Below are 14,886 nucleotides of genomic sequence, written 5' to 3'. Positions count from 1 at the left end.
CCTGGGCACGCGGCGAGACTCGAATTTCGCGCGAAATTCGACCCCGAAGTTCTGGACTCGAATTTCGCGCGAAATTCGAATACCCACCCTCCCGGGTGATGGGGAGGGCGTGTCGGGTGTGGTGCGTGAGCCCGGGTTGGTTAGGGTTCGAACGAGTGTTCTTTCCGGCTTGGTGGGTGGCGTCGTGCGCGTGTTGGGAGTCGACCCGGGGTTGACCCGTTGCGGGCTCGGCGTGGTCGACGGCGGCAAGGGGCGCTCGGTCGCGTGCGTGGCCGTCGGCGTGGCGCGCAGTCCGCAGGAGGACGAGCTCGCCGCGCGGCTGTTGACCGTCGCCACCGAGGTCGAGCGGTGGATGGACCTCCACGAACCGCAGGTCGTGGCCATCGAGCGGGTGTTCAGCCAGCACAACGTGCGCACCGTGATGGGCACCGCGCAGGTCTCCGGGGTGGTGGCGCTGGCCGCCGCGCGCCGCGGGCTGCCGGTCGCCTTCCACACGCCGAGCGAGGTCAAAGCCGCGATCAGCGGTTCGGGCCGGGCCGACAAGAAGCAGGTCACCACGATGATCACCAAGATCCTCGGGCTGACAGAGGCGCCGAAACCGGCCGACGCCGCCGACGCGCTGGCCCTGGCCGTCTGCCACCTCTGGCGGGCGCCGATGATGGACCGGCTGGCGCAGGCGGAGGCGCGAGCTGCCGAGATGGCGCGCAACCACCGCGCGAAGCTCAAAGCGGCGCAGGAGAAGCGAGCGGGCCAGCAGAAGCAGGCCGCTCCCAACACAGGAGGCAAGACCCGATGATCTCCACGGTGCGCGGACCGGTGCTGTCGATCGGCCTCGACCACGCCGTGGTCGAGGTCGGTGGCGTCGGCATGGCGGTGCACGCCACCCCGTCCACCCTCGCCGGCCTGCGGCGCGGCGAGGAGACCCGGTTGTGGACCGCGCTGATCGTGCGCGAGGACTCGCTGACCCTCTACGGCTTCGCCGACGCCGAGGCCCGCGACCTGTTCGGGCTGCTGCAGACGGCCTCCGGCGTCGGTCCCCGGCTGGCCCTGGCGACCCTCGCGGTGCTCTCGCCGGAGCAGCTGTGCACGGCTCTGGCCGACGGCAACCTCACCGTGCTCACCCAGGTCCCGGGCATCGGCAAGAAGAGCGCCGAGCGGCTGATCCTCGAACTGCGCGACAAGGTCGGCGTCGTCGCCAGCACCGCGGTCGAACCGACGGCCACCGTCGACCGCGGCCGGATTCGCAGCGAGGTCTCCGAGGCGCTGGTGGGGCTGGGCTTCTCCGCCAAGCAGGCCGACCAGACCGTGGAAGCCGTGCTGTCCAACGGCGGCGGAGACCTGGACACCTCGGCGGTGCTGCGCAAGGCGCTGGCCACCCTCGGGCCCAAGTGAGGTAGCCGATGTACGAGGAAGAGGACTGGTCGGCACCCGCGGACGCGGTCTCGCTCGCCCCGCACGAGGACGACGGCGAGGGCGACGTCGAGATGACGCTGCGCCCGCGCAAGCTCAGCGAGTTCGTCGGTCAGGCGCGCGTGCGCGAACAGCTCGAACTGGTCCTGCACGGCGCCCTGCGGCGCGGCGACCAGCCCGACCACGTGCTGTTCTCCGGCCCGCCCGGCCTGGGCAAGACGAGCCTGTCGATGATCATCGCCGCGGAGCTGGGCTCGGCCATCCGCGTCACCTCCGGGCCCGCCCTGGAGAAGCCCGGTGATCTCGCGGCGATGCTGTCCAACCTCTCCGAGGGCGACGTGCTGTTCATCGACGAGATCCACCGGATCGCCCGCCCCGCCGAGGAGATGCTCTACCTGGCGATGGAGGACTTCCGCGTCGACATCGTCGTCGGCAAGGGGCCGGGCGCGACGAGCATCCCGCTCGAACTCGCGCCGTTCACGCTGGTCGGGGCCACCACCCGCTCGGGAGCGCTGACCGGTCCGCTGCGGGACCGGTTCGGCTTCACCGCGCACATGGAGTTCTACACCTCCGATGAACTCGATCAGGTGGTTCGCCGCTCCGCGGGGATCCTCGGGGTGGACCTGCGCGACGACGGCGCCGCGGAGATCGCCGGCCGCTCCCGGGGCACGCCGCGCATCGCCAACCGGCTGCTGCGCCGGGTCCGCGACTACGCCGAGGTCCGCGCCGACGGTGCCGTGACCCGCGAGGTCGCGCGCGCCGCGCTGGAGGTCTACGACGTCGACGAGATGGGTCTGGACCGCCTGGACCGGGCGGTGCTGCGGGCGCTGATCAAGTCGTTCCACGGCGGACCGGTGGGCATCTCCACGCTCGCGGTCGCGGTCGGTGAGGAACCCACCACGGTGGAGGAGGTGTGCGAGCCGTACCTGGTCAGGGCCGGGATGCTGGCCCGCACGCCGCGAGGCCGGGTGGCCACCGCAGCCGCCTGGTTCCACCTGGGCATGACGCCTCCGGCGAACGCTCCCGGAGAAGGTCCGCCCTCCCTCTTCGCGGAGTGACCCAATGGTGACAATCCGCCGTTACGGTGGCGACGGACCAGCCGATTGCCACGCGTCAACCTGGCACTTTCGTTGACCTGGCAGACTGGGGCGAGAACATCCGAACAAACCGGGCGCGGACTGCGTGGTTGGTCCTGTCGTGCGCCCGCTGAACGGAGCATGATGCAACTCCAATCCCTGATCCTGCCGCTGTTGATCGTCCTGCTGGCGGTGCCGCTGTTCCTGCAGGCCCGCAAGCAGAAGCGCGCGATGGCCGAGCAGCAGAAGCTGCAGAACTCGATCACCGCGGGCGACCGGGTGATGACGACCTCCGGCGTCTTCGGCACCGTCGTGTCGACCAGCGATGACACCATCGACATCGAGATCGCTCCGGGCATGACCACCACCTGGGTGCGTCAGGCCGTCCGCGAGAAGGTCGAGACCGAGGCCGCCGAGGCCCCGGCCGTCGAGGCTCCCGCCGAGGAGTCCGCGACCGAGGAGACCAAGGTCGAGGACAAGGCCGAGACCGAGGTCGCCGAGTCGGCGGAGAAGCAGAAGACCAGCTGACGCGCCTGGTCGACCCCGGTGACGGGTGCCGCACGCCGGGCGCCCGCCTGGGGACAGCATGCCGTCATCGCGACGCGGGCACTGGAGCCGAACCACTCCGGGCCCGCGTCGCTGCCGTTCGGCCACCCCATGTAGTCGCGGCCCGTTCCGGGCCTGCGAGACTGGATGACGGTACGTGGCGGTCGGTGGTGGCGAAGACCGCCACAAGATCGCGTCGAACGGCGGAACCCGGTACAACCGGCGGTACGTTGTCGAGGGCGAAACCGCTCGCCGCTCGCGCTCTCGGCCCCGGCCGGGTCGCGCATCCGAACTGACCCTGAACAGGAGACCGACGCACCGTGGCACCTCCGGCCGGGCAGCTGCGCCCAGGGCGTTATCTCGCGATCTTCGCGCTGATCGTGATGGCGCTGTACGCACTGGTGTTCTTCACCGGTGATGGCAAGCCCAATCCGAAACTGGGCATCGACCTGCAGGGAGGAACGCGGGTCACGCTCACCGCGCGCACCCCCGACGGGCAGCCTCCCAGCAAGGAATCGCTGAACCAGGCGCGCCAGATCATCGAGACCCGCGTCAACGGCATGGGCATCGGCGGCTCCGAGGTCGCCCTCGACGGGTCGAACCTGATCATCACCGTGCCCGGTGAGGGCGGTGAAGAGGCCAAGCAGCTCGGGCAGACCGCGGAGCTGAACTTCCGCAAGGTCACCCAGCAGCTTCCCGCCACCCAGCCCCCGGCTCCGACGACACCGCAGCAGGCGCAGCCGCCGGCCGATCCGCCCCAGGCGATCGAAGCCGCGAAGGCGACCCGGCAGAGCACCGATCCGAACGCGCTGATGCAGGCCGCGCAAGCGCTGGACTGCAAGGCCGAGGACCCGCTGCGCGGCAACGACGACCCGAAGCTCCCACTGGTCGCCTGCGACCGGGAGGGCACGGCCAAGTACGTCCTCGAGCCGGTGTTCCTGGAGGGCAAGGAGATCGCCGACTCGATGGCCCAGCCGCCGAACCCGCAGGGCGGTCAGCCGGGTTGGACGGTCAGCCTGAACTTCAAGTCGGGTGGTGCCAAGACCTGGGCCGACTTCACCTCGGCCAACGTCGGTCAGCAGGCCGCGTTCGTGCTGGACGGCGAGGTCGTCTCCGCGCCGTCGATCAACGAGCCGCTGCTGGGCGGCAACGCCAGCATCAGCGGCCAGTTCAACCAGCAGTCCGCCACGGACCTGGCCAACATCCTCAAGTACGGCTCGCTGCCGCTGGCCTTCGACCAGTCCGAGGCCGAGACGGTCTCGGCGACGCTGGGCATCGCCTCGCTGGAAGCGGGCCTGATCGCCGGTGGGATCGGCCTGCTGCTGGTGGCCGTGTACTGCCTGGCCTACTACCGGCTGCTGGGCATCCTGACCGTGCTGTCGCTGGTGCTGTCCGGCGGCGTGGTCTACGGGGTGCTGGTGCTGCTCGGGAGGTGGATCGGGTTCACCCTGGACCTGGCCGGTGTCGCCGGGTTCATCGTGGCCATCGGCATCACCGCTGACTCGTTCATCGTGTTCTTCGAGAGGCTCAAGGACGAGATCCGCGAGGGTCGCACCTTCCGCTCCTCGGTGCCCCGGGCGTGGGTCCGGGCGCGGCGCACGATCCTGTCCGCCGACGCGGTCAGCTTCCTCGCCGCCGCGGTGCTCTACGTGCTGGCCGTCGGCCAGGTGAAGGGCTTCGCGTTCACCCTGGGCATGTCCACGGTGCTCGACCTCGTGGTGGTCTTCCTGGTCACGCACCCGCTGGTGGCGCTCGCCTCGAAGAACAAGTTCCTGGCCAAGCCGTCGGTCTCCGGGCTGGGCGCCGTGCAGCGCATCGGCAACCGGAACCGCGCCGCGCGCAAGGCCGCCGCGACCACCTCCAAGGAGGCGTGAAGGTGACGACTCCTGACACCGAAGGGGCCCAGAAGCGCGAGAGCGTCTTCCACCGGCTCTACACCGGTACCGGTGCCTTCGACATCATCGGCAAGCGTTCGCGGTGGTACATCGCGCTCGGTCTGCTGGTGCTGGTGTGCCTCGGCGCGATCGGGTTCAAGGGCTTCAACCTCGGCATCGACTTCGAGGGCGGCACCAAGATCTCCATGCCCGCGGTCAGCGCCCAGGGCCCGATCGAGACCGACGCGGTGCAGTCCGCGTTCAGCGACGCGATCGGGCACCCGGCCGAGACGGTCCAGGTCGTCGGTGCCGGTGCGAACCAGAGCATCCAGATCCGGTCCTCGTCGCTGACGGTGGACCAGGTCCTCAAGGCCAAGCAGGAGATCTTCAACCAGACCCAGCCGCTGGACGGGACGGGCAAGCCCAGCCAGCAGGTGATCAGCGACAGCGCGGTCTCCGGCACCTGGGGCGGGGAGATCACCAGCCAGGCGCTGCTCGCGCTCGGCGTGTTCCTGGTGCTGGTGACGATCTTCCTGGCGTTCTACTTCGAGAGGTGGATGGCGGTCGCGGCGCTCGTCGCGCTGCTGCACGACGTCGTGGTCACCGCTGGCATCTACTCGCTGGTGGGCTTCGAGGTCACGCCGAGCACCGTGATCGGTCTGCTGACGATCCTCGGGTTCTCGCTCTACGACACCGTGGTGGTCTTCGACAAGGTCAAGGAGAACACCCGGGGCCTGCTGAGCATGACTCGCCGCACCTACCCGGAGGCGGCGAACCTGGCGGTCAACCAGACGCTGATGCGCTCGATCAACACCTCGGTCATCGCGTTGCTGCCGGTGCTCGGCCTGCTCGTGGTCGGTGCTGGACTGCTCGGCGTCGGCGTGCTGCGCGACCTGGCGCTGGTGCAGATGGTCGGCATGATCGCCGGTGTCATCTCCTCGATCTACCTCGCGACGCCGTTGCTGGTGGACCTGAAGATGCGCGAGTCGAAGTACCGCTCGCACGCCAAGAAGGTCGAGCAGCGCCGGGCCAAGTCCGCCGCCCGCGAGGCGGGCGAGGAAGTCCCGGAGGAGCCCAAGCGCCCGGTCACGGCCGGTGCGACTACGCGGCAGCAGCCCGCGGCGCGCCCGGCGGGCAAGGCCGCGCGGCCCAGCGGAAAGCGACGTCGTTGATGCCGGACGAAGTCACCGCCGGCGTCGAAGTGGTGGACGGCGACGACGTCGCCCTCAAGAGCGCGGTCCGGCTGATCCGGGAGGTCCCCGACTTCCCGGAGCCGGGCGTGCTCTTCCGCGACATCAGCCCGATGCTCGCCGATCCGGCGGCGCTGCGGGCGATCACCGACGCGCTGGGCCGGGGCCTGGAGTTCGACGTCGTCGCCGGCGTGGAGGCCCGCGGCTTCCTGCTCGGCGCCGCCGTCGCCCAGGCGTTCGGCACCGGTGTGATCGGCCTGCGCAAGCCCGGCAAGCTGCCGGAGGTCGCCGACCGCATCTCCTACGAGCTGGAGTACGGCCACGCGACGCTGGAACTGCCCGCCGACACCCTGCGTGTCGGGCAGCGGGTCCTGGTCGTGGACGACGTGCTGGCCACCGGCGGAACCTTGGGTGCCGCGTGCCGGCTGATCCGCCAGGCGGGTGCGGAGGTCACGGCGGCCACGGTCGTGATGGAGCTGACAGCCCTGGAAGGCCGGGACAAGATCGTCGACGAGCACGTCCGAGCCCTGCTGCGATCTTGATCGACGACGCTGCCCACCAGCAGCGTTCCAACGATCGGTGATCGGTTAAACCGAACTTCCAAGGTCATCTCGACTGCAGAAGGTGACCGTTGGGCGTATCGACCACCACACCAGGGATGGGTCGTTGACCCGTCGGCGTTATTCTCAGTGTCCGGGTCCCCCGGACCTGGGACTAAGCAACGCCTGAGCCCGGGAGCGTGCGGTGAGCCACCACGTTGATTCTCCTGCCTCGGCAACCGATCCGGTTGCCGAGCCGCGTGCGACCTCGGCCACGCGCCGAGTCCGCGCCAGACTGGCGAGGAGGATCACCGCTCAGCGCGCCGCCCAGGTCAAGCAGGTCCTGGAACCGCTGGCGGTAGTCCACCGCGAACTGCACCCGCAGGCCGATCTGACGCTGCTGCAACGCGCCTACGACGTCGCCGAGGAGAAGCACCGCAGCCAGAAGCGCAAGTCGGGTGACCCCTACATCACCCACCCGCTGGCGGTGGCCACGATCCTGGCCGAGCTGGGCATGGACACCACCACGCTGGTCGCGGGGCTGCTGCACGACACCGTCGAGGACACCGACTACTCGCTGGAGCGGCTCGGGTCCGACTTCGGCGACGAGGTCGCCCACCTGGTCGACGGCGTCACCAAGCTCGACAAGGTCAAGCTGGGCGCGGCGGCCGAGGCCGAGACCATCCGCAAGATGATCATCGCGATGGCCCGGGACCCGCGGGTGCTGGTGATCAAGCTGTCGGACCGGCTGCACAACATGCGCACCATGCGCTTCCTGCCGCCGGAGAAGCAGGCCCGCAAGGCCCGCGAGACCCTCGAAGTGCTCGCGCCGCTGGCGCACCGGCTCGGGATGGCCACGATCAAGTGGGAGCTGGAGGACCTGGCCTTCGCCATCCTGCAGCCCAAGAAGTACGACGAGATCGTGCGCCTGGTCGCCAACCGCGCCCCCTCGCGCGACACCTACCTGCGCACCGTGATCGACGAGCTGTCCACGCAGCTCGACGCCGCCCGGCTGGCCGCCAAGGTCGAGGGCAGGCCCAAGCACTACTACTCGATCCACCAGAAGATGATCGTCCGCGGTCGCGACTTCGACGACATCCACGACCTGGTGGGCGTGCGGATCCTGGTCGACGAGATCCGCGACTGCTACGCGGCGATGGGCGTGGTGCACGCGCTGTGGCAGCCCATGCCCGGCCGGTTCAAGGACTACATCGCCCAGCCGCGCTTCGGCGTCTACCAGTCGCTGCACACCACGGTCATCGGTCCCGAGGGCAAGCCCCTCGAAGTGCAGATCCGCACTCGCGAGATGCACCGGACCGCCGAGTACGGCATCGCGGCGCACTGGCGCTACAAGGAGACCAAGGGCCGCAACAGCGGCGGTGGCGTCGAGGTCGACGAGATGGCCTGGATGCGCCAGCTGCTGGACTGGCAGCGCGAGGCCGCCGACCCGGGCGAGTTCCTGGAGTCGCTGCGCTACGACCTGGCCACCCGGGAGATCTTCGTCTTCACGCCCAAGGGCGACGTGATCACGCTGCCGTCCGGCTCGACACCGGTCGACTTCGCCTACGCCGTGCACACCGAGGTCGGGCACCGCTGCATCGGCTCGCGGGTCAACGGCCGGCTGGTGGCGCTGGAGCGCAAGCTGGAGAACGGCGAGGTCGTCGAGATCTTCACCTCCAAGGCGGAGGGGTCCGGGCCGAGCCGCGACTGGCTGTCGTTCGTCGCCTCGCCGCGCGCGAAGGCCAAGATCAAGCAGTGGTTCGCCAAGGAGCGCCGCGAAGAGGCCATCGAGTCCGGCAAGGAGCTGATCACCAAGGAGATCCGGCGCCTCGGACTCCCGGTGCAGCGCCTGGTCTCCGCCGAGGCGCTGGGCGCCGTCGCCCGCGAGCTGCACTACGTCGACGTCACCGCCCTGTACGCGGCGGTGGGGGAGAAGCAGCTCTCCGCGCAGCACCTCGTGCAGCAGCTGGTGCAGCACATCGGCGGACCCGAGCAGGCCGCCGACCAGATCGCCGAGCGCTCCACGCCGTCCACCTTGGAAGGTGGTGGGAAGCGGCGCAGCAGCGGCGATTCCGGCGTGGTGGTCAAGGACGCCGGTGACGTGTGGGCGAAGCTCGCCCGCTGCTGCACCCCGGTTCCCGGCGACGAGATCCTGGGCTTCGTCACCCGCGGCGGCTGGGTCAGCGTGCACCGCACCGACTGCACCAACGCCGACGACCTGCGCAAGACGCCGGAACGCCTGGTGGAGGTGCACTGGGCGCCCTCGTCGTCCTCGGTGTTCCTGGTCGCCATCCAGGTCGAGGCCCTTGACCGGCACCGCCTGCTCTCCGACGTCACCAAGGTGCTGGCCGACGAGCGCGTCAACATCCTCTCGGCCTCGGTCACCACCTCGAAGGACCGCGTGGCGGTCAGCCGCTTCTCCTTCGAGATGGGCGACCCCAAGCACCTCGGCCACGTCCTCAAGGCGGTCCGCAACATCGAAGGCGTCTACGACGTCTACCGAGTCACCTCAGCCACCTGACCTGGTCCACCTGCCTCCCGTACCCGGTCCCGTCCCACCCGGATTACTCCCGTTTTCGGGGACCCGGTTACTGCCGTATTCCGTCTCCGGATCGGGAGCGGCTGGGGGAGGGACGGATTGCTCCCGTAATCGGGGTTCGGATTACTGCCGTATTCCGTCTCCGGAACTGGAGGATCGGGGGAGGGACGGATTACTGCCGTAATCGGGGTTCGGATTACCGGAGTTGTCCGGTCACGGCAGTGAGAAGGGGCACCGTTCCGGGTGGAACGGTGCCCCTTCTCGCGTGTGTCCCCTGGCCGGGTTGGGTCAGGAGGCCTGGACGTTGATCTTGTTGAAGGTGACCTGCTTCTTGGGGTGGCCACCGCCTGCGGAGGAGTCGAAGGCGCCGTCGTGACCCGCGCGGGCGACGTCGTCGATGACCTTCAGGCCCTCCGGCGAGATCGTGCCGAAGACGGTGTAGTCCGGCGAGAGCTGGGCGTCGCCGAAGACCATGAAGAACTGGCTGCCGTTGGTGTTCGGGCCCGAGTTCGCCATCGCCAGGTAGCCGCGGCCGTACTTCAGCTCCGGGAACGTCTCGTCGTCGAAGGCGTAGCCGGGACCGCCGGAGCCCTGCCCGGTGGGGTCACCGCACTGCAGCATCTGCAGGCCGTCTGTGCTGATCCGGTGGCAGTTGGTGCCCTCGTAGAACGACTGCTTGGCCAGGCTGATGAAGCTGTTCACGGTGCAGGGGGCCAGCGAGCGGTCCAGGGTCAGCGGGATGGTGCCCTGGTTGGTCTCGATGGTGGCCTGCACGGTGCCCTTCGAGGACACCTCGCCGTTGGCCGGCGGCTGCACCGGCTTGCTCGCCTGGCCGTCCGGGCGGTAAGCGCACGAGACCGGGTCGGCCAGCGGGGTCGGACGGGCCGGCGGCGGAGCCAGCTCGGTCGGGATGTTGACCTGCGGCTGCGGCGGCTGCTGCTGCTCGGCCGCGGGCTCGCTGCCGCTGCGGCTGAAGTAGAAGACGCCAACCACGATCGCGATGACCACCACGATCGTCGCCCCGATGGTGATCACCCGGCGTCGCTTGGCCTGCTCCTCACGGCGCTGCATCTGGCGTTCGAGCTTCCGTTTGGCCGCCTGACGACGCTGCTCGTTGCTGGGCACTTGCTCCCCTCCCCGCACTCCATGATCTGATGTTGTGCAGCGGAGTTTATGAGGTGCTCCGGAGCCGCTTCCTGAGAGCCCATGCCGGTGTGCGCAGGACGATCGGCGGCGGACGATAACCTGGGGTCGCCAATCCTCGACGAAAGGCCCTTCTGACGTGCTTGTCCTCGGCTTCCCGGTAGGACCGCTGCAGGCGAACTGCTACGTGCTGGCCCGCGGTGAGGGCGAAGCCTGCGTCGTCGTCGACCCCGGTCAGGACGCCGTCGAGCCGTTGAACGAGCAGCTGGCCAAGCACCGGCTCACGCCTGCCGCCGTGCTGCTGACGCACGGGCACTTCGACCACGTGCTCTCGGCCGCGCAGATCTGCGCCGAGCACGACGTGCCCGCCCACATCCACCCCGTCGACCGGTTCATGCTCGCCGACCCGGGCGCGGCGCTGGGGCCCGCGGGCCGCCAGCTCTTCGGCGACGGCATCAGCGGTGAGGAGCCCGCCGAGGTCCGCGAGATCGCCGACGGCGACGTGCTGGAGCTGGCCGGGCTGCGCTTCGACGTCACGCACACCCCGGGCCATACCGGCGGGTCGGTGCTGTTCGGCGTCGGCACCGAGGAGGGCGGGCGGCTGCTGCTGTCCGGCGACACCCTCTTCGCCGGCGCCATCGGGCGCACCGATCTGCCCGGCGGCGACCACGGCGAGATGCTCGAGTCGCTGAGCACCCAGGTGCTGCCGCTGGACGACGAGACCGTCGTGCTGCCGGGCCACGGACCGACCACCACCATCGGGCGCGAGCGCGCGGGCAACCCGTTCCTGCAGGAACTGCCCGCCTCCGACGCCCACTGACGAGGACGAATCGCAAACCTGATGAGCACGTTCAACGCCCCCAAGGGCATCCCGGAGTACTTCCCGCCGGACTCGGCGGCTTTCCTCGCGGTCCGCGAGACCCTGGCCGACGCCGCTCGTCGCGCCGGGTACGGCTACGTCGAGCTGCCGCTGTTCGAGGAGACCTCGCTGTTCGCGCGCGGTGTCGGAGAGTCGACCGACGTGGTCAGCAAGGAGATGTACACCTTCGCCGACCGCGGCGGGCGTTCGGTGACGCTGCGCCCGGAGGGCACGGCCGGCGTGATGCGCTCGGTCATCGAGAACGGCCTCGACCGGGGCCAGCTGCCGGTGAAGCTGTACTACAGCGGCGCGTTCTTCCGCTACGAGCGTCCGCAGGCCGGCCGCTACCGGCAGCTGCAGCAGGTCGGCGTGGAGGCCATCGGCGTGGACGACCCGGCGCTGGACGCCGAGGTCATCGCGATCGCCGACGAGGGCTACCGGCGGCTGGGCCTGACCGGGCACCGCATCGAGCTGACCTCGCTGGGCGACGCCACCTGCCGTCCCACCTACCGCGCCAAGCTGCAGGAGTTCCTGCGCGGGCTGCCGCTGGACGAGGACACGCAGCGCCGCGCCGAGCTCAACCCGCTGCGGGTGCTCGACGACAAGCGCCCCGAGGTCCGCGAGATGGTCGCCGACGCGCCGTTGATGGTCGACCACCTCTCGGCCGAGGCCGAGGAGCACTACGAGTCGGTCAAGGCGCACCTGGTGGACCTGGGCGTGGAGTTCGTGGAGAACCCGCGGCTGGTGCGCGGACTGGACTACTACACCAAGACGACCTTCGAGTTCGTCCACGACGGGCTCGGCGCCCAGTCCGGCATCGGCGGTGGCGGCCGCTACGACGGGCTGATGGCCGAGCTGGGCGGCCAGGAGCTGTCCGGCATCGGCTTCGGCCTCGGCGTGGACCGCACGCTGCTGGCCTGCCAGGCCGAGGGGCTGTCGGTCGGTGACCAGTCGCGGTGCGACGTCTACTGCGTGCCGATGGGCGAGACGGCCAAGCGCACGCTGGTCGCCGCCACCGGCGGGCTGCGCGCGCACGGCGTGCGGGTCGACATCGCCTACGGCGGCAAGGGCCTCAAGGGCGCGATGAAGGCCGCCGACCGCTCCGGCGCCCGCTTCGCGTTGGTGCTGGGCGAGCGCGACCTGGAATCCGGCAACGCGCAGCTCAAGGAGCTGACCACCGGCGAGCAGCGCGCGGTGTCGCTGGAGTCGCTGGTCGACGACGTGCGTGCGGCGGTCGCGGAGAGCCGATGAGCGAAGTCGAGGCGGTGCCGCTGGACCTGCTGGACCGGCGCACCGTGCGGGTCCGGGCCCGCAACGTGGCGATCGCGGCGGTCATCGTGGCCGCCGCGTTCGGCGGCATCGTCAGCCTGTTCGCGGGGCCGGTCGGCTTCGTGACGACGCTGGTGATCGTCGCGGTGCCGCTGTTGCTGCTGGCCTGGACCGAGTCGCGCAAGACCATCACGCTGCGCGGGCACGAGGTCGTGGCCCGCGCCCTGGGCAGTCGGGTGGTCGACGTGCACAAGGCGACGAAGCTGGAGCTGTTCGTCACCGACCTGCGCGGTGCCCGCACCATCAACGTGCTGATCGGTGGTGCTCCCCGGGGCAAGGCGATCAGCGTTTCGCTGGCCATGTACGCCGGGACCGGTGGCCGCGAGCTGGGCGTCTACGCGCTGCGCCGCCTGGCGGACGCCCTGGCGGGCAACGAGGACACCCGCGGTCTGGTGCTCTCCCAGCTGATCGTCGCGCAGCTCCGCGCGGAGGCAAGGGGGGAGGCGCCGCCCAACCGCCCCCTCTACCAGCTGGCGTCCCTCGCGCCTCAGGGCCGCATGGCCCAGCGCCTCCAGCCGGAGGCGGTCTCGAAGTTCGTCGCCACCCTCTGAAGCCGGGGAGTCGAATTTCGCGCGAAATTCGAGGCGCGAAGTTCGAGGTCGAACTTCGCGCGAAATTCGACTCCGCCCGCTCGAAGAGGTGATTTTCAGGCGTGGTTGAGGGCTGCGATGAGCAGCTGGGCCGTCTGGTCGAGCTGGGCCGTGGTCTTGGTGAGGGTTTCCACGTCCGGTTCGAGGACGCGGAGGTCGCAGGCGAGCTGAACGACCTGCTCGTGCAGGAAGCGCAGCTGGTCGGCGGTCGGGCCCAGGTCGTTCGCGCCGTCGGCGAGCTCGCGCAGCGCGTCCCGCGTCTCGGCGAGGGTGTCGGACAGCGGTCCGATCCGTTCCAGCGCGACCACCAGGCGGGGCAGGGCGTGGATCGCGGCGAGCACGGCAGTCGTCTCGCGGAGCACCGCTCCGGCGAGGGACGTCAGTCCGCCGAGCAGGCGGCCGGGGACGGCCAGGACGCTGCCGAAATCGGGTAACGGCGTGGGCATGTCCGCCAGTCTGCGGCAGGTCGGCGGCTGCGCGCAGCCCTACCTGCCATCGGTTTTACCCGGACGTCGCCGCTTCTTCGCCCGTTCGGCACCCTCTTCGCCGGGCTGTTCGGCGGGTTCCTGGACGGCCACCAGCGCGGCGATGGCCGTCGTGATGGGCACCGCCGCGACCAGGCCGACGCTGCCGACGAGGGTGCGCACGACTTCCTGCGCGACGGCCTGCGAGCTGACGATCTCGCCGAAGGTGCGTCCCGAGAGGGTGTAGGCCAGCAGCATCGGCAGCGCCGCGCCCGCGTAGGCCAGCACCAGCGTGTTGACCGCCGACGAGACGTGGTCGCGACCGATGCGCAAGCCGGCCCCGTAGAGCTGCTGCCAGGACAGCGTCGGGTTGGCCGCTCGCAGCTCCCACACGGCGCTGGTCTGGGTGACGGTCACGTCGTCGAGGACGCCGAGCGCGCCGATGACGATGCCGGCGAGCAGCAGCCCGCGCGCGTCGATGGGTGCGCCCAGCGCCCCGATCAGGCTGGAGGTGTTCTCGTCCAGCCCCGTCAGGCTGGTGGCGGCGGAGAACGCGGCGCTCAGGACGCCGATGAGCGCGAGGCTCAGCATCGTGCCGAGCACGGCGGTGGAGGTCCGCGCGGAGAACCCGTGCGTCAGGTAGAGCACGACGAACATGATCAGCCCGGCGCCGACGACCGCCACCAGCAGCGGATCCTCACCGGCGAGGATCGCGGGGAGCACGAACCCGACCAGCATCACCAGGCTCAGGCCGAGACCGACGAGCGCGGCCAGCCCCTGCCAGCGTCCGAGCACGAGCACGGCGGCGGCGAACACCAGCGCCAGCAGCGTCAGCGGCATGCCGCGCTGGAAGTCCACGACCTGGAACGACGTCGGGTCGTCGGGGTTCTCCCCGGCGTAGGAGAGCACGACCTGATCGCCGACGGCGAAGCGCGGGCTGCCGGGGTCGGTGGGCACGACCTGCTCGATGGTCTGGTTCGGGCGCGGCCCGTCCTGCATCTTCACGGCGAGCTGGACGCAGCCCTGTCCGGCCTCGCCCTCGCTGCACGAGGTGGCTCCGGCGGAGATGACCTCGCCGTTGACCGGGGACTGCCCGAACCCGAGGTCGGCGCCGGTCTTCTGGTCGTGGCCCCACGGGTAGAGCACGAAGATCCCGATGACCGCGGCCAGCGCGAACGGGATCAGCAGGAACGCCAGCAGGCGCTTGACGTGCGTCGACGCCGGGGCGGCCGGGCCGTGCCCGTGTCCGTGCCCGTGACCGGCGGGTTCTTCGCGGCGCCGACGGTGGGAGCGCGGTTCCTCCGGCGGCGGGGGAGCGGGCTGCGGG

At 70.2% G+C, this 14,886-nt stretch carries 14 protein-coding genes; 11 read left to right on the top strand and 3 right to left on the bottom strand.

Annotation, left to right across the window (positions count from 1 at the left end; all coding sequences use genetic code 11):
- The first annotated feature begins 184 nt into the window (after positions 1–184).
- The 8 genes from ruvC to E1181_RS26070 all read left to right on the top strand — a co-directional run bounded on the left by ruvC (position 185) and on the right by E1181_RS26070 (position 9,156).
- Positions 185–796 (top strand): crossover junction endodeoxyribonuclease RuvC, encoded by a 612-nt coding sequence (gene ruvC / locus E1181_RS26105; protein ID WP_132678739.1) that lies wholly within the window; start codon positions 185–187, stop codon positions 794–796.
- The gene (ruvA, locus tag E1181_RS26100; protein ID WP_132678738.1) at positions 793–1,392 is read left to right on the top strand and encodes a Holliday junction branch migration protein RuvA; all 600 of its coding nucleotides are present in this window, start codon (positions 793–795) and stop codon (positions 1,390–1,392) included. The genes ruvC and ruvA overlap by 4 nt, the downstream gene beginning before the upstream one ends.
- 8 nt (positions 1,393–1,400) lie before the next feature.
- Complete coding sequence (gene ruvB / locus E1181_RS26095) at positions 1,401–2,468, top strand: Holliday junction branch migration DNA helicase RuvB (protein WP_132678736.1); 1,068 nt, start codon at positions 1,401–1,403, stop codon at positions 2,466–2,468.
- 162 nt (positions 2,469–2,630) lie between these two features.
- A complete protein-coding gene (gene yajC, locus E1181_RS26090) occupies positions 2,631–3,014 on the top strand; it encodes a preprotein translocase subunit YajC (RefSeq protein WP_132678735.1) in 384 nt (127 codons plus the stop codon).
- Positions 3,015–3,352: 338 nt separating this feature from the next.
- Complete coding sequence (secD, locus tag E1181_RS26085) at positions 3,353–4,906, top strand: protein translocase subunit SecD (RefSeq protein ID WP_132678733.1); 1,554 nt, start codon at positions 3,353–3,355, stop codon at positions 4,904–4,906.
- Positions 4,903–6,078 carry a protein translocase subunit SecF gene (gene secF, locus E1181_RS26080; RefSeq protein ID WP_132678732.1) on the top strand — a complete coding sequence of 392 codons (1,176 nt, stop codon included), beginning with the start codon at positions 4,903–4,905 and terminating at the stop codon, positions 6,076–6,078. Before secD ends, secF begins: the two co-directional genes overlap by 4 nt.
- Positions 6,078–6,638 (top strand): adenine phosphoribosyltransferase, encoded by a 561-nt coding sequence (locus E1181_RS26075; RefSeq protein ID WP_132678730.1) that lies wholly within the window; start codon positions 6,078–6,080, stop codon positions 6,636–6,638. Before secF ends, E1181_RS26075 begins: the two co-directional genes overlap by 1 nt.
- A 202-nt stretch (positions 6,639–6,840) precedes the next feature.
- Positions 6,841–9,156: a RelA/SpoT family protein gene (locus E1181_RS26070; protein ID WP_132626730.1), complete on the top strand. Its 2,316-nt coding sequence runs from the start codon at positions 6,841–6,843 to the stop codon at positions 9,154–9,156.
- A 306-nt stretch (positions 9,157–9,462) separates the two neighbouring features.
- Here E1181_RS26070 and E1181_RS26065 read toward each other — a convergent pair whose 3' ends face one another.
- The gene (locus E1181_RS26065) at positions 9,463–10,299 is read right to left on the bottom strand and encodes a peptidylprolyl isomerase (RefSeq protein WP_132678729.1); all 837 of its coding nucleotides are present in this window, start codon (positions 10,297–10,299) and stop codon (positions 9,463–9,465) included.
- A 157-nt stretch (positions 10,300–10,456) separates the two neighbouring features.
- Between E1181_RS26065 and E1181_RS26060 the strand changes: the two genes are divergently transcribed.
- From E1181_RS26060 to E1181_RS26050, 3 genes are read left to right on the top strand one after another with little or no spacing between them, the layout of a single operon-like run.
- Entirely contained in the window at positions 10,457–11,137 is a 681-nt protein-coding gene (locus E1181_RS26060; protein WP_132678727.1) for an MBL fold metallo-hydrolase, read from the top strand.
- A 21-nt stretch (positions 11,138–11,158) separates the two neighbouring features.
- Positions 11,159–12,427 carry a histidine--tRNA ligase gene (gene hisS / locus E1181_RS26055; protein ID WP_132678726.1) on the top strand — a complete coding sequence of 423 codons (1,269 nt, stop codon included), beginning with the start codon at positions 11,159–11,161 and terminating at the stop codon, positions 12,425–12,427.
- Positions 12,424–13,056 (top strand): hypothetical protein, encoded by a 633-nt coding sequence (locus E1181_RS26050; RefSeq protein ID WP_132678724.1) that lies wholly within the window; start codon positions 12,424–12,426, stop codon positions 13,054–13,056. The genes hisS and E1181_RS26050 overlap by 4 nt, the downstream gene beginning before the upstream one ends.
- A 95-nt stretch (positions 13,057–13,151) precedes the next feature.
- Here E1181_RS26050 and E1181_RS26045 read toward each other — a convergent pair whose 3' ends face one another.
- Together E1181_RS26045 and E1181_RS26040 are read right to left on the bottom strand one after the other, a co-directional pair.
- Positions 13,152–13,541 (bottom strand): hypothetical protein, encoded by a 390-nt coding sequence (locus E1181_RS26045; RefSeq protein WP_132678722.1) that lies wholly within the window; start codon positions 13,539–13,541, stop codon positions 13,152–13,154.
- Positions 13,542–13,580: 39 nt separating this feature from the next.
- A partial coding sequence (locus E1181_RS26040) for a YibE/F family protein (RefSeq protein WP_235877049.1) occupies positions 13,581–14,886 on the bottom strand: 1,306 nt, incomplete at its 5' end.

It is taken from the genome of Saccharopolyspora terrae, from assembly GCF_004348435.1.
Lineage (GTDB): Bacteria > Actinomycetota > Actinomycetes > Mycobacteriales > Pseudonocardiaceae > Saccharopolyspora > Saccharopolyspora endophytica.
Note: the sequence above shows the minus strand (reverse complement) of the source record. Positions and strands in the feature narration are given on the sequence as shown.